Below are 22248 nucleotides of genomic sequence, written 5' to 3' on the forward strand. Positions count from 1 at the left end.
GGCAGATCAGGCGCGCCCCTTGAGCAGGCCGTGGTTGACCAGCAGGGTACGCACGGCATTGCGCGTGATACCGAGCAGTTCGGCGGTGCGCAACTGGTTGAAGCCACAGTGGGCGAAGGCCTCGCGCACGATCAGGTCCTCGATATCGTTGAGCAGCGAATCGCCGGGGGTCTCGAACAGCCTGAGCAGTTGTTCGCGGATCACCTCCTGCGGCAGTTTGCTCACTGCGCCCGAGGCAGCGGACAAGGCGCTGAGCCCGGCAGAGAACTTCAAGTGCTCCGGCCGTATCGGCTTGTCCCCGGCCACCAGCAGGGCCAGGTGCACGACGTTCTCCAGCTCGCGGATGTTCCCTGGCCATGGATAGTCCAGCAGTGCCTGGGCGGCAGACTCGGAAAGTATCGGTTCGGCGATCTTCAGGCGGGCGCTGTACAGCGCGCGGAAGTGCTCCACCAACGGCAGGATGTCCAGTGGCCGCTCACGCAGGGGAAGCACCGCGACCTGGGCGACATTGATGCGGTAGAACAGGTCAAGGCGGAAATTCCCTGCCTCCACCGCCTGTTCCAGGTTGACGTTGGTTGCGGTCACCAGGCGGATATCGATCTTCACCGGTTTACGTGAGCCGACCCGCACCACCTCCTGCTCCTGCAACACCCGCAGCAGCTTGACCTGCAGGGGCAAGGGCAGGTCGCCGATCTCGTCGAGGAACAGGGTGCCGCCGTCCGCCTCCTCGAACCAGCCAGCGCGGCGGCCCGTTGCACCGGAGAAGGACCCGGCCTCGTGACCGAAGAATTCGCTTTCGGCGAGGGTTTCGCTGATGGCGCCGCAGTTCACCGCGACGAACGCACCGCTGCGCCCGCTGGCGGCATGGATATAGCGTGCGACCAGTTCCTTGCCGGTACCCGTCTCGCCATTGATCAGCACCGGCGCCTCGCTAGGCCCGACCCGCTGCAGGTACTCCAGCAACTGCCGCGAGCGCGGGTCGGCGAAGACCAGCGCCTTGGCGCGGATCGACAGCGGGTCCTTGGCGCCACTGGGCAAGGTCAGAATCGGGTTCGGCTGTCCCTGAAAACCGCTCATGGCAAATACGTCCCGGTGTCGAAATAGGAAAGTGGTCACTCTACCGCCCGCTCGCTTATAGCCAGAAATATTAAAAAAGCATTAGAAAATAACCTTTTACCCAGGTTGCTGGTTCTGCAACAAACTGCTCCGGCGGTTGCTGGATATCCACCGCGACGCGCCTCCAGCTTGTGCTGACTGTCATGAAAACGTAATGAAACCGGGCGATTCGACTGATGGCACAACGCTTGCTATCGCCCTGCCTGCTTACTCTTCACAGAGCGGCCCTTATTTGCATTTCTCAAGGGACACCCGCCATGCGCACAACACTTCGCAACAGCCTTCCATTCGGTCGTCACGCCTTGTTCGCCAGCGCCTCGCTGCTGGCCGGCGCCGTCGCCCAGGCCGCCGAGCAACCGACCACGGCCCTGGCCTCGGTCACCGTCACCGCCCAGCGCCACGAGGAATCGGCCCAGGACATCGGTCTTGCGGTCACCGCCCTTAGCGGCGAGGCCCTGCAGGAAAAAGGCGTGACCAACGTCAACCAGCTGCAGAACTACGTGCCCAACCTGGATATCGCCCCGCAGTACGGCAGCGGCAACCCGCTGTTCCGCATCCGCGGGGTGGGCCTCAAGGACTACGGCAGCAATAACACCTCCACCGTCGGCGTGTACCTCGACCAGGTGGCGCTGCCCTACCCGATCCAGACCCAGGGCCAACTCTTCGACCTGGAGCGGGTCGAGGTGCTGCGCGGCCCGCAAGGCACCCTGTACGGGCGCAACAGCACCGCCGGGGCGATCAACTTCATCACCAACAAGCCGACCCGCGAGCTGCACGGCGGCCTCACCAGCAACTACGGTTCCTATAACGCCAGCAGCGTCGAGGGCTTCATTTCCGGCCCCGTCAGCGACACCCTGCGCGCACGCCTGGCCTTCATCACCGAGCAAGGCGGCGCCTGGCAGGACAATCGCGATACCGGGCAGAGCCTCGGCGACAAGGACACCACCTCGCTGCGCGGCCAGCTGGACTGGGACGCCAGCGACGCGATCAACTTCAACCTCAGCGTGCATGGTGGCAAGGACCAGTCCGACAGCCGCGGCTCGTACCTCTACCAGGGGCTCAAGCCCAACGCTACCTATGGCTCGCGCTACAGCACCATCGCCCCGGAGAGCAACGGCAAGAAGACCGGCTGGGGCCTGACCCCGGGCTTCGCCAACCTCACCGGCCTGTCGGTCAAGGACAAGCCGCACCGCGACAACGACAACATCGGCTTCGCCCTCACCGGCACCTTCGACCTGGACGACCACCTGAGCATCACCAGCATCACCTCCTCGGACCACTTCCGCCGTCGCGAGTACATCGACTGGGACGCCTCGGTGATCCCGCAGTCCGACGAGTACTTCGACTCCCAGGTCGAGGTGTTCTCCCAGGAGCTGCGCCTGGCCTCCCACGACAACGAGCGTTTCAACTGGCAGACCGGCCTGTATTTCGCCAAGGACCGCCTCGACGAGGAGTTCTACTCCGACTTCAGCGCCAACCTCGGCTACGGCACCTACACCTCCTACCAGCAGCGCTCGCAGACCTGGGGCCTGTTCGCCCAGGGCGACTACCGCCTGACCGACGACCTCAAGCTGATCGTCGGCCTGCGCCAGGAACAGGAAAAGCGCGAGCTGGATGACTTCAGCACCCGTCGCATCCTGGTCAACAACGGCGCCTACAGCCTTGGCGCCAGCACCTTCCCCGCTGCCGACAGCGACCTGGACAGCAATTCCACCTCCTGGAAACTGGGCCTCGAGTACCAGTTGACCCCGTCGACCCTGCTCTACTCGACGGTCAGCCGCGGTATCAAGTCAGGTGGCTTCACCGCCTACAACTCCAGCTATGTCGAGCAGATCGCCCCGGTCAAGCCGGAGAAACTGCTGGCCTACGAAGTGGGCTTCAAGAGCGACCTGAGCGACACCCTGCGCCTCAATGCGGCGGCCTTCTACTACGACTACCGCGACCAGCAATACCAGTCCCAGGTATGGATCAGCCAGCAGGTTGGCAACGTCGGACGCCTGGTCAACATTCCCAAATCGAAGATCTACGGTTATGAGCTGGAACTGCAATGGCAGCCGCTTGCCGGCCTGACCATCGGCCAGTACTTCGGCACCAAGAAAGGCAAGTACATCGACTACCAGGGCTTGAACAGCACGGCCACCCGCGCGGTGGGCTTCGCCTATCCGGTGTACACCGACTTTTCCGGCTCCAGCCTGACCAACTTCCCCGAGACCAGCTACGGCGGCCAGGTCGAATATGCCTGGGAGATTCCCGGCTTCGTCCTCAGTGCGCAGAGCGACTACTCCTACCACGACAGCATCGCCGGCAGTAACGGCACCACCACCGAAGCCTACTGGCTGGCCAACGCCCGCCTCGGCCTGACCCCGGTGAATGGCAACTGGTCGGTGGCGCTGTGGGCACGCAACCTGTTCGACAAGAAATACGACCTGTACCACGGCTCGTTCCTCTCCAACGCCCAGATGGCCACGCCCGGCGACCCGCGTACCGTGGGCGTCCAGGCCAGCTATAAATTCTGAGGAGCGCCCATGACCTCCGACTTCAACCGCCGCCAGGCCCTGCGCCTGCTGGCGGGGGCAGCCGCGGCGCCCCTGCTGCTGCGTTATGGCCGCGCCCTGGGCGGGATCGCCTCGCCTTTTCTGCTCGGGGTCGCCAGCGGCGATCCCTGGCCCGACGGCTTTGTCATCTGGACCCGGCTCAGTGCCGGCCTGCCTTACCCGGGCAATGAACTGGAACTGCCAGCCAGCGTGCCGGTGGATTGGGAAGTCGGCCTCGACCCGGGCTTCCGGCGTATCGCCCAGCGCGGCCGCACCCAGGCCCTGGCCGTCAATGGCCATGCCGTGCACGTGGAGTTGCGGGGCCTGGCGCCTGGCCGCGAGTACTGGTACCGCTTCATCGCCCTGGGCGAGCGCAGCGAAGCCGGACGCAGCCTGACCCTGCCGGCGCATGACGCCCGCCCGGAACGCCTGCGCCTCGGAGTGGCTTCCTGCGCCAACTACGAACGCGGGCTGTTCAGTGCCTACCGGCATATGGCGGACGAGCATCCGGACCTGGTGCTGTTTCTCGGCGACTACATCTACGAATACAGCAACGTCCCGGATACCCCGGGGCTGGCCCGCGCCTACAACGCCCCGGAGGCCACCGACCTGGCCGGTTACCGCTACCGCTATGCCCTGCACCGCACCGACCCGGACCTGCGCCGCCTGCATGCCGCCGCCCCGTGGATCGCCACCTGGGACGACCATGAGGTGCAGGACGACTATTCCCAGGTCTACTCCAAGGACCCGAAGATCAGCGTCGAGCGCTTCCGCCTGCGCCGGGCGGCGGCCTACCAGGCGTTCCTGGAAAACATGCCGCTGCGCCGCCCGTCCCTGGGCAGCAATGGCGGGCCACGAATCTACCGGCGATTCCGCTACGGCGACCTCGCCGCGCTACCGGTGCTGGACGGTCGTCAATACCGCTCCAGACAGCCCTGCTACCAGGCGCCGGCGTTCGGCAAGGGGCATATGGAAGGAGAAAGCTGCCTCGACCTGCGTGATCCACAGCGCACCCTGCTCGGTTTCGAGCAGGAGCGCTGGCTCTACGACGGGCTGCGCCGTGGTGACAGCCGCTGGAACCTGATAGCCCAGGACCTGCTGGTCGCGCCGTTGCGGGCGCAACGGCCCGGCGACGACGAGGCCCGCTACTGGACCGACACCTGGGACGGCTACCAGGCGGCCCGCGGGCGCCTGCTGGAGAACCTGCGCGACAGCCGGGTGGCCAATCCGGTGGTGCTCAGTGGCGACTACCATTCCTTCTGGGCCAACCACCTGCACGAACGGCCGGAGGACCCGGACTCACGGGTGGTGGCAGCGGAGTTCGTCGGGACGTCCATCACCTCCAACGGCCCGAGCTATGAAGCGGTGCAGTCGATCCTGCCGGACAACCCGCAGATACGCTTCTATGACAGTCGCCCGCGCGGGTACCTGGCACTGGACCTGCACAGGGACCGGCTGGAAGTGCGGATGCAGGCGATCTCAGACCGGATGGACCCGGCGGCCAGCGTTTCGACCTTGAAGCGCTTGGTGGTCGAGAGTGGGAGTTCGCGGATCCAGGAAGCCTGAGGTCCTCGCGGCACGGGCATCTAACATCTTTTGAGGTAAGAATGTGGGAGCTGGCTTGCCAGCGATGCGCCGCGCGGGCGGCGCTCGATCTCAAGAACGCTGAAGATCTGTCGGATTGCGCCTGGTGGCCATAACACGGTTCTCTGACGGGCACCTCGCAGCCGCCACAGGAGCCAGTGTCACCTAGATCACCGACGCTGGCTCAACCGTCCCCAACCCCGCCACCAGCGCCTCGAAAGCCGCCAGCACCTCCTCCGGTTTCTCCAGCATCAACTGATGCCCGCACCGCTCCAGCACCTGGAACTGCGCCCGGGGCAACTGCCGGGCGAGTTCCTCGCCGCCGCTTGCCGGAGTCAGGCCGTCGCGGTCGCCGGCCAGCACCGAGATCGGTACCTCCAATCGTGCCAGCGCCCCGGCGTTCGGCCATTGCGCATGGGCAACCAGGGCCTTGAACACGTGCAACGAGTTGCCCTGGGCCAACCTGTCTTCATAGTCCACCAGCGCCGGGTCTGCCTCGGGATGCCAGGCCGCCTCGCGGAAGCCCCGGGCCAGGCGCGGCCTCAACCATTCCAGGATCCATACCGGCAGGTTCAGCAGGCCCTTGCGCTTCAACGGCCGGTGCAACTGGCTGCCCAGCAGGAGGGCGGCATCGATGCTTACCGCAGGCCTCGCCAACAGTGCGCTCAGGGCCAGCCCGGTGCCGAATGAATGGGCAACGATGACATTGCGCGCCCCGCCAAATCGCCGCAGGATTTCCAGTTCATCCGCCACCAGCTCGTCCCAGGCGTAGGCCCGGGCAGCGCCGGGCCGGTCACTGGCGCCATGCCCCAGCAGGTCCCAGGCCACCAGGCTGTAGCCCCGCGCGCCCAGGGCCTGCCACAGTTCGCGCCATTGATCCTTGTTGCCACCGCCGCCATGCCCGAAGAACACTACGGTATCGCCGCCGGCCTGGCGGGCCACGCTCAGATAGCGGCCCGGCCGGATCTCCAGGCGTTCACCGCGCACCCGCGGCAATTGGGAAAAGTCAGCCATGGGCCGTCAGTACCTCGTTTGATTGCGAAGGAACGGGGCGGGAAAGCCCCAGGTGATCACGCAGGGTCCGCCCCTGGTAACTGCGGCGGAACAATCCACGGCGCTGCAACTCGGGAACCACTCGCTCGACGAAGGCGTCCAGCCCGCCAGGCAGGTACGGCGGCATGACATTGAAGCCATCCGCTGCCCCCTCGACGTACCACTGCTCAAGGCAGTCGGCGATTCGCTGCGCATCGCCAATCACCACCAGATGCCCGCGCGCGGCTGCCATGCGCAGGTACAGCTGGCGGATGCTCAGGCCTTCCCGGCGGGCCACGGCGATCAGCAGGTCGCGCCGGCTGACCCCGGAATTGGTCCCCGGCAGCTCCGGCAGCGGACCGTCGAGCGCATACCCGGACAGATCGGTACCGCCCGCGATATCCGCCAGCAACGACAACCCCACCTCGGGCTGCACCAGCGCCTGCAGTTGTTCGAACTGGGCCTCGGCCTCGGCGTTGCTGTCGGCCACGATGGGCAACACACCCGGCATGATCTTCAGTTGATCCGGGTGACGCCCGTAGCGCGGCAACAGGCTTTTCAGCTCGCGATAGAACGCCTTGGCCCCGGCCAGCTCGGGCTGGGCGGTAAAGACCATTTCCGCATGGGCCGCCGCCAGCTCGCAGCCGGCCTTCGAGGCGCCGGCCAGGACCTGCACCGGCGCCACGCCGCTGGCCGCCCAGCGCGCCTTGACCCGCTCCAGGAAACCCCGCGCCAGTACATAGCGCCGGGCATGTTCGAAATGGGTTTCCCGACCGAAATTGAAGGCCTCCCCGGCATTGCTCGAGGTCACCAGGTTCCAGCCCGTGCGTCCGCCACTCAGGCGCTCCAGCGAGGTGAAGGCACGGGCCACGCTATCGACACTGTTATAGGAAGTGGTCGCGGTCGCCACCAGGCCGATCCGCTCGGTGACCGCTGCCAGCCCGGCCAGCAAGGTCAGCGGTTCGAAATGCTCGGTACGCGACATCCGGCCCAGGGCCTCGAGCCTGCCGGGCAGCATGGCCAGGGTGTCGGACAGGAAGATCGCATCGAAACAACCGCGCTCGGCGGTCTGCGCCAGTTGCCGGTAATGCTGGAAATCCAGGCCGCCATCGGCCTGGGCGTCGGGATGACGCCAGCCGGCCACATGATGACCGGTGGCCATGAGGAAGGCATTGAGGCTCAGCATGCTGCCACCTCCGCCAGCGACGCCGGGCTGCGCTTGAAGCCGCCAAGCAGGCTGCGGGTATAGGGATGTTGCGGCTGCTCCAGCACCTGCGCCGTCTCGCCGGTCTCCACCACCTGGCCGCCTTTCATCACGGCGATGCGGTCACACAACCGCGCGGCCACCCGCAGGTCGTGAGTGATGAACACGATGCTCAGCTTCAGGCGCCGCTGCAGCGACTCCAGCAATTCCAGGATCTGCACCTGGATCAACGCGTCCAGGGCCGAAACGCATTCATCGGCGATCAGGATCCTTGGCTGCACCGCCAGGGCCCGGGCAATACCGATGCGCTGGCGCTGGCCTCCAGAAAATTCATGGGGGAAACGCTGCAGGGCCGTGGCCGGCAAGCCCACCAGTTCCAGCACCTCCCGCGCCCGCCGTGCTGCCTCCTCGCGCTCGACGCCCTGGGCCAGCGGCCCGGTCATAAGCTGGGTCTCGATGCGCTGGCGTGGATTCAACGAGGCGAACGGATCCTGGAAGATCATCTGCACCGCGCCGCGCAAACCGCGCAGGCGAGACTCGGACAAACCGGCCACCTCGCGCCCCTGCCAGCGGATGCTGCCGCTATCCACCGCAAGCAAGCGCACCAGGGCCTGGCCCAGGGTGGACTTGCCCGACCCCGACTCACCGACGATCCCCAGGGTCTCGCCTTCGGCCAGGCGCAGGTCGACCTGGTCCAGTGCTCGCGTACTGCGCCGTCCCCACCAGCCGCTGCGGCGGTTGTAGCTTTTGGCTAACTGGCGCGCCTCCAGCACCGCCTCGCGCCCGTCCAGCGTCGGGCGCGGATGCAGGGCGCTGGCGCTGGCCGCCGCGAGCAATTGCCGGGTGTAATCCTGCTGTGGCTGCTGCAATACCTGCTGTACCGTGCCCTGCTCCACCAAATGGCCCTTTTCCAGGACCAGCACACGGTCGGCAATGGCCTCGACCACCGCGAAATCATGGGTGATGAACAGCATGGCCATGCCCTTTTCCCGCTGGATCCGCCGCAGCAGCGCGAGGATTTGCGCCTGGGTAGTGACATCCAGCGCCGAGGTCGGCTCATCGGCGATCAACAGCAGCGGATCGAAGGCCAGGGCCATGGCGATCACCACCCGCTGGCGCTGGCCGCCGGACAGTTCGAACGGCAGTGCATGTTGCAGGCGCCCCGGATCGGGCAGGCCGACATAGCCGAGCAGATCGAGAATCCGCTGGCGCCGTTGGCCCCTGTCCCTGACACCATGGGCCTGCAGCGTTTCCTCGATCTGCCGGCCGACGCTGAGCAGCGGATTGAGCGCACTCATCGGTTCCTGGAAAACCATGCTGACCGTTTGGCCGCGCAACTGGCGCATGGCCTCTTCACCCAGCCCGGCCAGGTCTTCGCCACGAAAGCGGATATGCCCGGCCTCGACCTGCGGGCCAGCCGGCAGCAGGCGCAGCAGGGCCTTGGCCAGCATGGACTTGCCCGAACCGGATTCGCCCACAACGCACAGGCATTGCCCGGCCTCGAGGGTCAGGGACAGGTCATGCAGCGCATGGCTGCGGTCGGCACCGGCCGGCAAGGCGATGCGCAGGTGTTCGATGTTCAATAACGCGCTCATAGGGAATCTCCTGGCCGGCGAGCCGCATCGAAGGCGACCCGCAGGCCTTCGCCGACGCGGTTGACCGCCAGCACGCAAAACAGGATCGCCAGGCCCGGCAGCAGGCTCATCCACCACGCCTCGCGCAGCAGGCCACGGGACGCATTGATCATGTAGCCCCAGCTCATCGCCTCCGGATCGCCGAGGCCGAGGAAGGCAAGCGCCGCCTCGGTGAGGATCGCCGTGGCCATGACAAAGGTCAGGGTCACCAGCAACGGAGCCAGGGCATTGGGCAGGATCTGCCGGAAGACAATGGCCAGCGGCGATTGCCCAAGCACCCGGGCGGCCTGGACGAACTCGCGCTGGCGCAGGCTGAGGAACTCGGCGCGCACCAGGCGCGCCACCGCCGGCCAGGCCACCAGGGCGATGGCGAGGACAATGGAGTACAGCGACGGCTCGAGGATCGCCACCAGGATCACCGCCAGCACCAGTTGCGGAATGATCTGGAAGAACTCGGCAATGCGCATCAGCAACCCGTCCAGCCAACCGCCGAAATAACCAGCGACGGCACCGATCAGCAGGCCGGCAAGGAGGGTCGCCAGGCTGGCGAGCAGCGCCACCGCCAGGGATACCCGGGCGCCATACAGCAGGCCGGCGCCGAGGTCCCGGCCGAGCAGGTCGGTGCCCAGCCAGTGGCTGCCATCCTGCAGGGGCCCAAGCAGCGGTTGCGCGGCCATTTCCCAGGGGTCGCCCTGGCTGAGCCACGGCGCCGCCAGGGCCAGCAACCCCAGGAGCAGTAACCAGATCAGCCCGAGCAACGCCGAGCGCTGGGCGAGAAAACGTCGCCATGGAGACGCAACATTCATGTGCCCTGCCCTCCAGCACCGATTCGCGGGTCCAGCCAGCGGCACAGAAGATCGGTGAGCAGGTTGAAGCCCACCACCAATAGCGAGATCAGCAGGAAGCCGCCCATCAGCACGCCGTAGTCCCGTTGCGCCAGGGCGTCGTACATCAGCCGGCCGATACCGGGCCAGGAATACACCACCTCCACCAGCAAGGCACCGCTGGCCAACTGGCCCAGTTGCAGCCCGGCGAAGGTCACCACCGGCAGCAAGGCATTGCGCAGCACATGGCCGAACAGGATGCGCCGCGGGCGCAGGCCCTTGGCCCGGGCGGTATGGACATACTCCTGCTGCAGGGCTTCGAGGGTCGCGGCGCGGGTCAGGTGGATATACAAGGCCAGGAACAGGAAGCTCAGGGACAGGCACGGCAGCAGCAGGTGCTTCAGGCGGTCGCCCAGCCAGGCCGCGCCGTGCAGGTCGCGGGCGACGCTTTCCATGCCAAAGGCCGGCAGCCAGTCAAGGTGCACCGAGAACAGCAGGATCAGCAGCATCGCCAGCCAGAAGGTCGGCACGGCGTAGAGCAGCAGCGCACCCTGGGAAATCACCCCGTCCAGCCAGTGCCGGCGCTGCCGCGCACGGGCGGCGATCACCCCGAGCGTGACGCCCAGCAGTGACGAGAGCACAAAGGCCGAGCCCATCAGGCTCAGGGTCGCCGGCAGTCGCTCCGCCAGCAGCAACCACACGCTGGTCTGGTTGCGGTAGGAGTAGCCCAGGTCCAGGTGCGCCACCTGGCCGAGGTAGAGCAGCAACTGCTGGAGCAGCGGCTGGTCAAGGCCCATCTGCTGGCGCAGGTTGGCGATAAAGGCCGGATCGTCGACCCCGGCCTCACCGGCCATCAGCAGCGCCGGATCACCCGGTGCCAGGCGGATCAACAGGAAGCTCAGGACCAGCACGCCGAACACCATCAGGCCGGCACGCCCCAGGCGCGTACCGAGGGACACCAGGCCATTCATGGCGTCGGTGCGTCGAGGTAGACGCTCTCGTAGTCTTCGTTAAGGCTGGTGGCGGTGCGCAACAGGTTGTGCACCTGCTTGTGGTACAGGGTCGGATAGCGCATCTCGAAGATCGGTGCGATCGGCAGGTCCTGGTTCAGCAGGTTTTCCAGTTCGCTGTAGAGTTTCTGCCGCTGCGGACCTTCGGCGGTGTCGACGACCTGGTTCCACAGGCGATCGGCCTCGGGATTGTTGTAGCCGCTGACATTGGCGAAGGGCGACGTCTTGAGGATGTAGTCGGAGCGGTAGAGGTAGGCGTTGGTCAGGTACGGATCGCCGATCTGGAAGATGAAGTTGTAGGTCAGGTCGAAGTCCCAGTCGCTGACCCGCTGGAACCAGGTGGCGGCGTCCGAGGTAACCACCTGGACCTTGAAGCCCAATGGCTGCAAGGCCTGCTTGGTGTATTCGGCCAGGCGCTCCCAGGCGCCGCCCTTCTCGCCGTTGAGCAGGCGGATGCGCACTGCGCCGACGTCCACCCCGGACTCGGCGATCAGCGCCTTGGCCTTCTTCAGGTCGTAGGCATACTGCGGCAGTTGCGGGTCGTGATACGGCGTGCTGGACACGAACGGCCCCTGGGACACCCGTCCGGCACCGAAGAAAATGTTGTCGACGATGAACTGGCGGTTCAGCGCCGTGAGGATGGCCTGGCGCACCTTCGGGTTATCCAGGGGTGGCTTGCGCGTATTGATCTGCAGGAAGGCCAGCCCGGCATACAGTTCGTAGCCCTGCTCCGAGGCCACCACGTCAGGCAACGCGCCGAGGCGCTTGAGATCGGAGTAGTCGGCATCGCCGGCGCGCAGCACCTGCACGTCGTTGCGCTCGAAGGCGGCGGAGCGGGACGAACCGTCGGGAATCACATGGAAGACCACCCCGTCCAGGTGCGGCAGGCCCTGTTTCCAGTAGTGCGGGTTCTTCGCCAGCTTGATGTAGGCGCCGCGTTTCCACTCCTGGAAGACGAAGGGCCCGGTGCCGACCGGCTTGAGATTGTAGGGGTTGGCGCGCAGATCACTGCCCTCGTACAGGTGCTTCGGCACGATCGGCCGCAGCCCGCTGCCCAGGGACGAGAGCAGCGGCGCGAAGGGTTTCTTCAGGTGGAAGCTGACCTGCAGCGGCTTGCTCGAATCGATGGCGGCGACGAACTGTTCGAAGATCGAGCCGAAGCGCTTGTCCACCTCCGGATAGAAAGTGTTGAAGCTGAACAGCACGTCCTGCTCGGTGAATGGCTTGCCGTCGTGCCAGGTCACGCCTGGTTGCAGGTCGAACGTGTAGGTCAGGCCGTCAGGCGACACGCTCCAGCTTTTTGCCAGGACCGGTTGCGGCTTGAGGTCGGTATCGAAAGTCAGCAGCCCTTGCAGGACCTTGCCGCTGACGTACTGGGTGGACACATGGGTGACCACCCCGTGCATCAGGGAGGGCGGCTCGGGCTGGGCGATCAGGTTGAGGATGCCGCCATCCTGCGGCGCGGCCTGGACGGTGCTGCCGAACATTGCGACGCAGGTGAGCACGGCGAGTCCCAGCCTTTTCAGAGCGTGACGCGGGGGGTGTTGGGGCGCAGGCATGGTGACTCCTTGGCAAATGGTCTGCCGGGGATTTTGCAAGCGCTATGCCATGGCCCTGGCGCACCGTGGATACGGGGGCCAAGCACAGGAACAAAGGCCCTGGCTGGTGAAAAAGCCGCAGACCGCTGACGGGAATGTGGAAAAAGCAGCAGCGCGATCGAGGCCATGGCCCGGTTTCAGGGGCCGCACGACGCTGGCACAGGGTTTGCCCTGCATTGGTCAACGCCACGCCCCTGTGCTCATTCGACCTTTTAGCGGACTGCTCCCATGCCCCACGACTACCTAGGCAACCCCCTCGACACCGACGACCAGCATGCTCGCCAGGGACTGGACGACTTCATCGGCGGTTTCATCGGCTACCACCCTCGCGCCGAAGCCATCCTGCCCACTGCCGATCGCCATCCGCAATCGGCACTGAGCAACGCCCTGGCCGGGATCCTGCTGATGTTCAGCGAATCTCCCGAAGGCCCGCTGCTGGCCGGGAAATACCGGCAGCGCGCCGCTGCGGTCGCCACGCCCCACCCCCGGGCCGCGCTCTACCTGGCTTTGCTGGACGCCTGGATCGACGATGACCTGGACCGGGTCCTGGGCCTGGGCGAGCAGCTTCTCGACACCTATCCCCGCGACCTGTTCGCCGCCAAGCTGACCCAGTACATCGAATTCAACCGCGGCAACTGGCCGGCCTTGCTGCGCATCGCCCTCAAGGCCGTTGCCGCGGCCCCGGAGATTGCCCAGAGCCACGCCATGCTGGCCTTCGCCTACGAACAATGCCACCTGCTGGAAGAGGCCGAAGCCAGCGCGCGCCAGGCCCTGGCGATCCAGGCCGACGAGCCCTGGGCCCAGCACGCCCTGGCCCACGTGATGCTCACCGCAGGCCGGATCGAGGAAGGCATCGCCTTCCTGCAGGAGGTCAGCGGGCACTGGGAAGGCCTGAACTCCTTCATGTACACCCACAACTGGTGGCACCTGGCGCTGTTCCGCCTGGCCCGCGGCGACGAGGCGCGGGTGCTGGAGATCTACGACCGGCACGTGTGGGGGATCCTGCCGGAGTATTCCCAGGACCAGGTCGGTGCGGTCTCGCTGCTGGCCCGCCTGGAGATCGCCGGAATCGACGTCGGAGCGCGCTGGCAGGCGCTGGCGCCCTATCTGCAACTGCGCCGGGGCGACACCGTGCAGCCGTTCCTCAGCCTGCAATACCTGTACGGCCTGGCGCGTGCCGACAAGCTCGAAGCGGACCTGCTGTTCGCCGCCCTGGTCGAACGCAGCCGCCAGGCCCCGGACTTCAGTCGCGCCGTCTGGGCCGAGGTCACCCTGCCACTGGCCGAAGGCCTGCTGGCCCATGCCCGCGGCGATCACGCGCGCGCTGCACGCCTGCTTGCCGGCAGCCTGCCGCGCCTGAACGAGATCGGCGGCAGCCACGCCCAGCGCGACCTGTTCGCCCAGATCGAACTGGATGCGCGGCTACGCAGCGGGGATTGGGCGGTCGCCCAGCAGTTGCTGGAACTGCGCCGTCGCTATGATGGCCTGGACGTGCCGAGCAACCGCCATCTGCAACGGGTGTATGCCGAGCTGAGCCTGCCGGTGCTGGCACAGCAGGCCCGGCAGCGGGTCGAACAGGTGCTGCTCAACCGCGCGCAGCGTGCACACCCCGGGCGATAGCCCGGGCCACGCAATCGGCGGCAGCGGAACCGATGCTGCCGATGCTGACCTGGCGCCGGGCGCCACTACCCAGTTCCACGGCCCCGGTGGCCAAGGCGAACACCGTATCGCCATCGAAGGGCAGATGCGCCGGCCGCACCGCCCGGGCAATGCCGTCCTGGGCCATGATCGCCACGCGCTTGCACTCGGCGGTGCTCAATTGTGCGGTGCTCGCAACCACTACCAGGGTGGTATTGGCACCGGCCTGCAAGCGCCCCATCGAGTCCAGGCGCGACAGCTCGGGGATCGGGTCGCTGCAATCCTGGTCGCCGACCGGACGCGCGCCACCGAACTCCCCGGCAATCTCCCAAGGCCAGGCCCAGAACGTGCGGCCATCGGGCATGTACACCGAGCCAATGGGGTTGGCCACCACCAGCGCGGCGACCAGCAGGCCGTCGCCAAGGTCCAGCGAGGCCGTGCCCAGCCCGCCCTTGAGCACCCCGGCCATGGCCCCGCGTCCGGCACCGACCGCGCCCTGGGTGATTTCCGTGCCGGCATTGGCCAGGGCCTCGAAGCCCAGGCGCCGGTACGGCGGCTCCAGGCCCCATTGCTTGTCGCCACCGTTGGCCAGGTCATGCAGCACGGCCGAGGGCACGATGGGGATCGCCGGGGCACCGGCCTTCAGGTGCAAGCCGACGCCCTCGGCGGACAACGCCGCCGCCACCGCATCGGCAGCGCCCAGGCCGAATACCGAACCACCGGCAAAGACGAGGGCATGCAACTGGCCGACCATGTTCTCCGGCTCCAGCGCCGACGACTCGCGCCCACCGGGCCCGCCGCCGCGGATATCGACGCTGGCGGTGCAAACGCGGGCGGCGCGGATCACCGTGACGCCAGTGTCGACGCGAGGATCGGTGGCATGGCCGACAGTCAGGCCGGGAATATCGGTAAGGGCGTTGCGGGGACCGGGGAGCGGCATGCGGGTAATCCTGATAGGTCGTGGTACGGGGTGGTCAGCAAGTGATGTGCCAGGCCGACGATTGATGTTGGTTTTCAGGGCTTTATCGCTGGCAAGCCAGCTCCCACAGGGTCCGCAGCGTTGACTTGCCAGCGATTGGAGCGGCAGGGCCACCGCCGTCCCGACTGTAGAAAAACCAGCAGCCTGCCCCCGGTATCGCTGAAAAAACACCAGCCAACTGCACCACCAATCTCCAACCCACTGTTTTAAAAGACTTTTCATGCCTGGCACAGGCCTTGCTCAGCCCCCTCCACCAGAGCTTGCCCCAACAAGCCGACCTTCTACCGACCTTTCCGGAGTAAGCTCCCTATGCGTTCCTCGATCCGCACGGCCTTGCGGCCCCCTCGCAAAGCCTTCGCCTACAGCCTGCTGTTCCTCGCCCTGGCCGAAGCGCTACCGGTGCTGGCCGCCGACAACCCGCTGGACACCGTGGTAGTCATCGGCAACCGCGGCCAGGCCAGGACCCTGGCGGAAAGCCCGGCGCCAGTCGATGTGATCTCGTCGAAACAACTGCTCGCTACCGGCCAGGGCGACCTGACCCGGGCCCTGAGTCGCGTGCTGCCCTCCCTCAACCAGCCGGCCTCGTCCGGCTTCGGCTCGACCTCGGTGGTTCGCCCCATCAGCCTGCGCGGCCTCAACGGCGACCAGGTGCTGGTGCTGGTCAATGGCAAGCGTCGGCACAACAGCGCCCTGCTCAACAACGGCACCTACCTCAACTCCGGCTCGCAGCCGGTAGACCTGGACATGATCCCCACCGCCCTGGTGGACCATGTCGAAGTCCTGCGCGACGGCGCCTCGGCCCAGTACGGCTCAGACGCCATCGGTGGCGTGGTGAACATCGTGCTCAAGCAGACCGACCACGGCGGCAGTGTCTCCACCACCTACGGGCAGAACTACGAAAACGGTGACGGCGAGACCAACCGCCAAACCGGCAACGTCGGCCTGGCCCTGCCCAACGACGGGTTCATCAACCTGGCCCTGGACGTCAAGCAGCAGAAGGTTTCCGACCGCTCCGACAAGGCGCCCTACACCGACAGCGCCGGCAACACCAGCCTGCAGCACACCTACTACGGCACCGGCCTTCCGGAAGCACGCAACTTCAGCCTCGGCTACAACGCCGAACTGCCGGTCAATGACAGCCTGAGCCTGTATTCCTTCTCCACCTACACCCGGCGCAATTCCGAAAAACCCCTGGCCTTCCACCAGCCGGCCAGCTTCGACGGCATCGCCACGCCCTTCCCGGAAGGCGTGGAAGACACCCTGCGCTTTATCGAAAACGACTTCCAGGTGGCCTTCGGTGGCAAGGGTACGGCGCTGGGCTGGGACTACGACCTGTCTACCACCTACGGCCAGGATCACGCCGAGGCGACCCTGCGCCACACCTACAACCTCAGCTATGGCGCCAGCTCGCCCACCTCGGTGGACACCGGGGTGAAGACCTTCAGCCAGTGGACCAACAACCTCGACCTGACCCGCGCCTTCGACCTTGGCCTGGCCAGGCCTACCCAGGTTTCCTGGGGCCTGGAGCAGCGCTACGAGAACTACAAGATCGGCAAGGGCGATTATGCCTCCTATGCCAGCGGCCCCTTCACTACCGGGGCCAGTGGCAACCCGATCGCCCCGGGGACCATTTCCGGCGCCGGTACCACCCCGGCCGATGCCGCGGAAAAAGGCCGCACCAGCCTCGGCGCCTACGCGGAAATCGGCCAGGACCTCACCGAGAAGTGGCATGTGGACCTGGCCGGGCGCTACGAGGACTACAACGATGGCTCCGGTACCACCAGCAACGGCAAGTTCTCGACCCGCTACCAGCTGACCCCGATCCTCGCCGTGCGCGGGACCTTCAGCACCGGCTTCCGCGCGCCGTCCCTCGCCCAGCAGATCTATAGCTCGACGTCCCAGAGCAACGTCAACGGCAACCTGATCGACTACCGCAACGTCGCGGTGGATTCAGCCGTGGCCAAGGCCCTTGGCGCCACCACGCTGAAGCCGGAGAAATCCACCAACGTCAGCCTCGGCCTGACCCTGCAACCGAGCGACAACACTTCGATCACCCTCGACGCGTACCAGATCAAGATCAAGGACCGCATCGCCCAGACCGGCTACCTCGGCGGCACCCCGCAGATCGATGCGATCCTCGCTGCCGCTGGCCTGGCCACCAACCAGTCGGTGACCTACTTCACCAACGCCCTGGACACCACCACCCGCGGCATCGACCTGGTCGGCGACTATCGCCAGGACCTCGGCGCCTGGGGCGGCGTGCGCTACAACCTGGGCTTCAACTGGAACACCACCGAGATCGACGATATCCACGCCTCCTCCGTGGCCCGGCAAGCCCTCGGCCCGACCGGCGGCTACGACCGCCAGCGCCAAGGCAACCTCAAGCACGGCCTGCCGGAATCCAAGCTGCTGCTCGGTGCTACCTGGTCGTTCCAGCAACTTGAGCTGAGCCTGAACCTGACCCGCTACGGCGAGTACACCCAGTACGGCACCCTGGAGACCTACGACCGCACCTTCTCCCCGGCCTGGATCACCGACCTCAACCTGGACTACCACTTGACCAAGGACCTGACCCTCACCGCCGGGGCCAACAACCTGTTCAACAAGTACCCGGAACGCACCCACCTGGCGAGCAGCTCGGGCGGCTTTCCTTATGGCAACTTCTCGCCCTACGGCACCACCGGCGGCTACTGGTACACCGGCCTGAGCTACAACTTCTGACCCGCGGCCCTGCCAGCCGCGTGGCTGGCAGGGCTTTCGCCTGACCTACGGGAGCCCTTTCCATGACCCGTCGCACCGATCAACTCAAGCTGGGGGCGTTTCTCGCCAACAGCGGTCACCATGTCGCCGCCTGGCGCCACCCCCTGGCCCAGGCCGATGCCAGCCTGGACTTCGAGCACTTCAAGGCCATAGCCCGCAGTGCCGAGCGCGGTCGCTTCGACGCGCTGTTCGTCGCCGATGTGGTCGCCCTCTGGGGCCATCACCTCGACGCCCTGAGCCGTACCGCCCGCGGCGAGCATTTCGAGCCGCTGACCCTGATGGCCGCGCTGGCGGCGGTCACCGAGCACATCGGCCTGATCGCCACCGCCACCACCAGCTATAACGAGCCGTACCATATCGCCCGCAAGTTCGCTTCCCTCGATCACCTGTCCAAGGGCCGTGCGGCATGGAACCTGGTGACCTCGGTGGTTTCCGACGAAGCCTGGAACTTCGGTCGCGAAAGCCATATCGAGCACGCCGACCGCTACCAGCGCGCCGAGGAGTTCCACGATGTGGTCAAGGGCCTGTGGGACAGCTGGGACGACGATGCCTTCCCGCGGGACAAGGCCAGCGGCCAGTACTTCGACCCGGACAAGCTGCATACCCTGAACCACCGCGGCAAGCACTTCGCCGTGCGCGGCCCGCTGAACGTGGCCCGACCGCCCCAGGGCCATCCGGTGCTGGTCCAGGCCGGTGCCTCGGAGCCGGGCAAGGCCCTGGCGGCACGGGTCGCCGAAGTGATCTTCGCCTCGCACCACGAACTGCCGGCGGCACAGGCCTTCTACCAGGACATCAAGCAGCGCGCCGCCGCCCTCGGTCGCGACCCGGACCATATCAAGATCCTCCCCGGCGTTACCCCCTTCATCGGCGAGACCCGCGAGCAGGCCCAGGCCCTGTTCGACGAATTCCAGGCGCTGATCGACCCGGTATTGGGCCTGCGTCTGCTGGCCGACACCCTGGGCGAGGATATCGACCTGTCCGGCCACGACCTCGACGGCCCGTTGCCGGACACCCCGGTGGGACAGCGTGGCAGCCGTCGCGACCAGGTGCTGGAAGTGGCCCGACGCGACAACCTGAGCATCCGCCAGCTGTACCTGCGCCTGGCCGGGGGCAATCCGGTGATCGGTACGCCGGAGGACATCGCCGACACCTTCGAGGCCTGGTTCCAGGGACGTGCCTGCGACGGGTTCAATGTGTTCTTCCCGTATTTCCCCGGTTCCATCGACACCTTCGTCGACCGGGTGATCCCCCTGCTGCAGGCGCGTGGGCTGTTCCGCCACGAGTACGAGGGCCGCACCCTGCGCGAGAACCTCGGCCTACCGCGTCCGGCCAACCGCTTCAGCGCCAGGCAGGAGGCCCGCGCATGAAGACATTGCCCGGCCTGCTCCTGACCCTGGGCTGCCTGGCCGCAAGCCCGGCGTTCGCCCTGAATATCCTGCTGAGCAACGACGACGGCTACCAGCATCCGAACATCCGCGCGCTCTACACCACCCTTAAGGCAGCCGGGCACGAGGTAAGGATCGCCGCGCCACAAAGCGAACAGAGTGCGCGGGGCGGCGCCTTCCTCTACGGCCGCGAAGTCCGGGTGGGACGCGACAGCGACCCGGCCTACCCCGACAGCTACTACATCAGCACCCATGAAAGCGGCGTGTGCAGCAGCCCGGCCTGCGCCGGCCAGGCGGTGCAGATCGAGATCAGCGGTACGCCGGTCATGGCGCTGTTGATGGGCCTGAAGAAGATCCAGCCGAACCCGGACCTGGTGATCGTCGGGCCCAACCCCGGCAACAACGTCGGCGCCATCAACAGCGCGTCGGGCACCTTCAATGCCGCCAGCTTCGCCGTGCGCGCCGGCTATCCGACCCTGGCGGTGAGTACCGATCTCAAGGACAAGGACCCGCAACGCATCGCCCGCCAGGTGCTGACGCTGGTGGAAGCCCTCGACCGGCATCGCCAGCCCGATGGCAGGCTGTTGCCGGCCGGCCTCGGCCTGAACATCAACTTCCCCGTCGACAACACCGCGCTCAAGGGTGTGCGCCTGACCCGCATCGGCAGCTACGTCGGCTTCGACACCCTGTACACCGACGACCTCGGTCCGCTGTTCCCGGCCCAGGCCGGCAAGCCGGGCATCAGCTTCCAGCGCAGCGCCCCGGCGACCCCGGCGCAGCAGGACGACGAAGCAGTGTGGCTGGCCAGGGGTTACCTGACCATCAGCCCGTTCAACGGCCAGTTGCAATCCAGCGACCAGGCCGGCGCCGCCCGTGCCCTGGCCGCCCTGCCCCTGATCAGCGAGGACACACGACCATGAGTGGCGGATTCTCCCTCGGCTTTCTCAGCCGGGTGTACCGGACCGAGTACAACCCCCGGGTCTACCGGGAAACCCTGGAACTGTTCGAAGCCGCCGAGGCACTGGGCTTCGACAGCGGCTGGGTGGCCCAGCACCATTTCGCCAGCGAGCAGGGCCGCCTGCCTTCGCCGCTGGTATTGCTCTCGGCGATTGCCCAGCGTACCCGGCGCATCGGCCTGGGCACCGGGATCATCGTCCTGCCCCAGGAGCCGGCCCTGCGTCTGGCGGAAGACGCCGCGGTGCTCGACCTGCTGAGCAACGGGCGCCTGGAACTGGGGCTGGGAGCGGGTTTCGACCCGGACACCTTCAACGCCTTCGGCCTTGCCCACGAACAGCGCCATCGGGACTACGAGAACAACCTGCAACGGCTGCAGACCGCCCTTGGCAACGGCCCCCTGAATCATGACGGGCTGCGTCTGCAACCACAGGCCCCGGGCCTGGGCGGGCGCCTCTGGGAAGCCACCTCGCGGGTGGAGCTGGTGGCGGCCCGCGGCAACGGCCTGATCATGGCCCCCAACCCGCACCTGCCGGTCCAGGCCGGCGTCGAGCTGGTCCAGCGCTACCGCGACGCCTGGACCGGCGACAACGGCACCCCGGCGCGCATCGCCCGGGTCCAGGGCGTGTTTCCGCTGGCCCACACCCCGGGCTTGCGCGAAGACATCCAGCGCTACCTCGCACGGCAGAAAAGCATCGGTGTCTACCAGGGGCCGCTGGACGGCGACTTCGAGGACATCCTGCAACGCCTCGGCGTGCTTCACGGCGCGCCCGCAGCGATCGTCGAGGGCCTGGGCAGCGGCCCGCAGCTGGGCCGCCACGATCACCTGATCGTCCAGGTGCAGAGCGCCAGCACGCCGCTGGGCGACGCCATCCGCGCGCTGCAGATCATCGCCGAAGAGGTGGCCCCGGCCCTGGGCTGGCGCCCCGCCGTGGCCAGAACCGCCAAGGAGTTTTCCCTGTCATGAGCACTACCACGTCCCGCCCGCCGTTCAAGCTGGGCTTTCTCACCCATGCCTTCGGCGAAGATGCGCAACAGACCTACCGTGACCTGCTGGAGCAGTTCGAAGTCGCCGAAACCCTGGGCTTCGATGGCGGCTGGATTGCCCAGCACCACCTGAGCAACGGCTTCGGCCGCCTGCCCTCGCCGTTGCTGGCCCTGGCCGCCGTGGCCGAGCGCACCCGGCATATCGAGCTGGGTACGGCGGTGACCGTGCTGCCCTTCGAGGACCCGGTACGCCTGGCCGAGGATGCCAGCGTGCTCGACCAGCTCAGCGGCGGCCGGGTGCAACTGGGCCTGGGCAGCGGCGGTGCCAACCTGGACGGTTTTTCGGCGTTCGCACGGGACGCCGGGCAACGCCAGCAACGCTTCATCGAGGACCAGCAACGCCTGCAGGGGCTGCTCAACGGTGACGCGCTGTTCCCCGGCAGCGCTCTGACCCTGCAACCGCCAGCCCCCGGCCTGGCCCGTCGGCTCTGGCATTCCCACGGCAGCCTGGACGGCGCGCGCTATACCGCCAGCCAGGGCAACGGATTTCTCCTCGGCACCGCGACCCATGATCCACTGACGGTGCAGAAGCCCCTGGCCGAAGCCTATCTCGAGGCTTGGGACCACCCGACGGAGCCTCCGCGGATCGGCGTGGTTCGCGCGGTCTTCCCCGCCGCCGACCGCGCCAGCGCCCAGGCCGAGCTGGCGGTGGATATCGAGCGCCATGTACCGCGGCTGCAGCGGGAGGGCCTGATCGAACAGGCTATCGACCTGGAAGAACATCTGCGTCTGCTCAATGTTCATCACGGCCATCCCGACGAGGTGATCCGTGGCCTGCGCGAGGATCCCTCGGTGTTACCCTACGCTGACTATCTGATCGTGGTGGTCCAGGCCGAGAGCTCCAGCCAGGAGCAGGTCCTGCGCCGCCTGCGCATCGTCGCCGAGACCATCGCCCCGGCCCTCGGCTGGCAGGCGCGGCCTGTCCGGCCGGGGGCGGCGGTGAGATGAT

16 protein-coding genes are annotated in these 22248 nt (G+C 66.8%); 8 read left to right on the forward strand and 8 right to left on the reverse strand.

Annotated elements, in window-relative coordinates; translation table 11 throughout:
• Positions 1-6 precede the first annotated feature (6 nt).
• Positions 7-1077, reverse strand: coding sequence for a sigma-54 dependent transcriptional regulator (locus tag N7650_RS20975; RefSeq protein WP_279899824.1), 1071 nt, complete (start codon positions 1075-1077; stop codon positions 7-9).
• Positions 1078-1373: 296 nt separating this feature from the next.
• Between N7650_RS20975 and N7650_RS20980 the strand changes: the two genes are divergently transcribed.
• Both N7650_RS20980 and N7650_RS20985 read left to right on the forward strand, forming a co-directional pair.
• Complete coding sequence (locus N7650_RS20980; RefSeq protein WP_279899826.1) at positions 1374-3632, forward strand: TonB-dependent receptor; 2259 nt, start codon at positions 1374-1376, stop codon at positions 3630-3632.
• A gap of 9 nt (positions 3633-3641) precedes the next feature.
• Positions 3642-5216 carry an alkaline phosphatase D family protein gene (locus tag N7650_RS20985; protein ID WP_279899828.1) on the forward strand — a complete coding sequence of 525 codons (1575 nt, stop codon included), beginning with the start codon at positions 3642-3644 and terminating at the stop codon, positions 5214-5216.
• A gap of 183 nt (positions 5217-5399) precedes the next feature.
• Here N7650_RS20985 and N7650_RS20990 read toward each other — a convergent pair whose 3' ends face one another.
• Genes N7650_RS20990 through N7650_RS21015 form a run of 6 tightly spaced genes read right to left on the reverse strand, consistent with a single transcriptional unit; the run spans position 5400 to position 12425 of the window.
• A complete protein-coding gene (locus N7650_RS20990) occupies positions 5400-6248 on the reverse strand; it encodes an alpha/beta fold hydrolase (protein ID WP_279899829.1) in 849 nt (282 codons plus the stop codon).
• Positions 6241-7452: an LLM class flavin-dependent oxidoreductase gene (locus tag N7650_RS20995; RefSeq protein ID WP_279899831.1), complete on the reverse strand. Its 1212-nt coding sequence runs from the start codon at positions 7450-7452 to the stop codon at positions 6241-6243. Before N7650_RS20995 ends, N7650_RS20990 begins: the two co-directional genes overlap by 8 nt.
• Positions 7446-9065, reverse strand: a complete 1620-nt coding sequence (locus N7650_RS21000) for an ABC transporter ATP-binding protein (protein WP_279899833.1) — start codon at positions 9063-9065, stop codon at positions 7446-7448. The genes N7650_RS20995 and N7650_RS21000 overlap by 7 nt, the downstream gene beginning before the upstream one ends.
• Positions 9062-9910, reverse strand: a complete 849-nt coding sequence (locus N7650_RS21005) for an ABC transporter permease (protein ID WP_279899835.1) — start codon at positions 9908-9910, stop codon at positions 9062-9064. The genes N7650_RS21000 and N7650_RS21005 overlap by 4 nt, the downstream gene beginning before the upstream one ends.
• Positions 9907-10899, reverse strand: coding sequence for an ABC transporter permease (locus tag N7650_RS21010; RefSeq protein ID WP_279899836.1), 993 nt, complete (start codon positions 10897-10899; stop codon positions 9907-9909). Before N7650_RS21010 ends, N7650_RS21005 begins: the two co-directional genes overlap by 4 nt.
• Positions 10896-12425: an ABC transporter substrate-binding protein gene (locus N7650_RS21015; RefSeq protein ID WP_347815656.1), complete on the reverse strand. Its 1530-nt coding sequence runs from the start codon at positions 12423-12425 to the stop codon at positions 10896-10898. The genes N7650_RS21010 and N7650_RS21015 overlap by 4 nt, the downstream gene beginning before the upstream one ends.
• Positions 12426-12764: 339 nt before the next feature.
• On the opposite strand from N7650_RS21015, the gene N7650_RS21020 reads away from it, so the two are divergent.
• Positions 12765-14156 carry a tetratricopeptide repeat protein gene (locus N7650_RS21020; RefSeq protein WP_279899839.1) on the forward strand — a complete coding sequence of 464 codons (1392 nt, stop codon included), beginning with the start codon at positions 12765-12767 and terminating at the stop codon, positions 14154-14156.
• On the opposite strand, the gene N7650_RS21025 is transcribed toward N7650_RS21020, so the two are convergent.
• Positions 14122-15114, reverse strand: a complete 993-nt coding sequence (locus N7650_RS21025) for a P1 family peptidase (protein ID WP_279899840.1) — start codon at positions 15112-15114, stop codon at positions 14122-14124. The two genes, N7650_RS21020 and N7650_RS21025, sit on opposite strands and share 35 nt — an antisense overlap.
• Positions 15115-15462: 348 nt before the next feature.
• Here N7650_RS21025 and N7650_RS21030 point away from each other — a divergent pair, with 348 nt between their 5' ends.
• The 5 genes from N7650_RS21030 to N7650_RS21050 all read left to right on the forward strand — a co-directional run bounded on the left by N7650_RS21030 (position 15463) and on the right by N7650_RS21050 (position 22247).
• Positions 15463-17874, forward strand: coding sequence for a TonB-dependent receptor (locus N7650_RS21030; protein WP_009406959.1), 2412 nt, complete (start codon positions 15463-15465; stop codon positions 17872-17874).
• Positions 17875-17936: 62 nt separating this feature from the next.
• Entirely contained in the window at positions 17937-19280 is a 1344-nt protein-coding gene (locus N7650_RS21035) for an LLM class flavin-dependent oxidoreductase (protein ID WP_009406958.1), read from the forward strand.
• Entirely contained in the window at positions 19277-20218 is a 942-nt protein-coding gene (locus N7650_RS21040) for a 5'/3'-nucleotidase SurE (protein ID WP_279899841.1), read from the forward strand. Before N7650_RS21035 ends, N7650_RS21040 begins: the two co-directional genes overlap by 4 nt.
• On the forward strand, positions 20215-21219 hold the full coding sequence (locus N7650_RS21045) for an LLM class flavin-dependent oxidoreductase (protein WP_279899842.1): 1005 nt from the start codon (positions 20215-20217) through the stop codon (positions 21217-21219). The genes N7650_RS21040 and N7650_RS21045 overlap by 4 nt, the downstream gene beginning before the upstream one ends.
• Entirely contained in the window at positions 21216-22247 is a 1032-nt protein-coding gene (locus N7650_RS21050) for an LLM class flavin-dependent oxidoreductase (protein WP_279899843.1), read from the forward strand. Before N7650_RS21045 ends, N7650_RS21050 begins: the two co-directional genes overlap by 4 nt.
• Position 22248: the final 1 nt, after the last annotated feature.

This window comes from Pseudomonas sp. GD04058, from assembly GCF_029836855.1.
Taxonomy (GTDB): domain Bacteria; phylum Pseudomonadota; class Gammaproteobacteria; order Pseudomonadales; family Pseudomonadaceae; genus Aquipseudomonas; species Aquipseudomonas bharatica.

Bases quoted from the DNA above. Each gene is read 5' to 3' on its own strand.
- N7650_RS20975 (WP_279899824.1), bottom strand. From the start codon at position 1,077: ATGAGCGGTTTTCAGGGACAGCCGAACCCGATTCTGACCTTGCCCAGT.
- N7650_RS20980 (WP_279899826.1), top strand. From the start codon at position 1,374: ATGCGCACAACACTTCGCAACAGCCTTCCATTCGGTCGTCACGCCTTG.
- N7650_RS20985 (WP_279899828.1), top strand. From the start codon at position 3,642: ATGACCTCCGACTTCAACCGCCGCCAGGCCCTGCGCCTGCTGGCGGGG.
- N7650_RS20990 (WP_279899829.1), bottom strand. From the start codon at position 6,248: ATGGCTGACTTTTCCCAATTGCCGCGGGTGCGCGGTGAACGCCTGGAG.
- N7650_RS20995 (WP_279899831.1), bottom strand. From the start codon at position 7,452: ATGCTGAGCCTCAATGCCTTCCTCATGGCCACCGGTCATCATGTGGCC.
- N7650_RS21000 (WP_279899833.1), bottom strand. From the start codon at position 9,065: ATGAGCGCGTTATTGAACATCGAACACCTGCGCATCGCCTTGCCGGCC.
- N7650_RS21005 (WP_279899835.1), bottom strand. From the start codon at position 9,910: ATGAATGTTGCGTCTCCATGGCGACGTTTTCTCGCCCAGCGCTCGGCG.
- N7650_RS21010 (WP_279899836.1), bottom strand. From the start codon at position 10,899: ATGAATGGCCTGGTGTCCCTCGGTACGCGCCTGGGGCGTGCCGGCCTG.
- N7650_RS21015 (WP_347815656.1), bottom strand. From the start codon at position 12,425: ATGTTCGGCAGCACCGTCCAGGCCGCGCCGCAGGATGGCGGCATCCTC.
- N7650_RS21020 (WP_279899839.1), top strand. From the start codon at position 12,765: ATGCCCCACGACTACCTAGGCAACCCCCTCGACACCGACGACCAGCAT.
- N7650_RS21025 (WP_279899840.1), bottom strand. From the start codon at position 15,114: ATGCCGCTCCCCGGTCCCCGCAACGCCCTTACCGATATTCCCGGCCTG.
- N7650_RS21030 (WP_009406959.1), top strand. From the start codon at position 15,463: ATGCGTTCCTCGATCCGCACGGCCTTGCGGCCCCCTCGCAAAGCCTTC.
- N7650_RS21035 (WP_009406958.1), top strand. From the start codon at position 17,937: ATGACCCGTCGCACCGATCAACTCAAGCTGGGGGCGTTTCTCGCCAAC.
- N7650_RS21040 (WP_279899841.1), top strand. From the start codon at position 19,277: ATGAAGACATTGCCCGGCCTGCTCCTGACCCTGGGCTGCCTGGCCGCA.
- N7650_RS21045 (WP_279899842.1), top strand. From the start codon at position 20,215: ATGAGTGGCGGATTCTCCCTCGGCTTTCTCAGCCGGGTGTACCGGACC.
- N7650_RS21050 (WP_279899843.1), top strand. From the start codon at position 21,216: ATGAGCACTACCACGTCCCGCCCGCCGTTCAAGCTGGGCTTTCTCACC.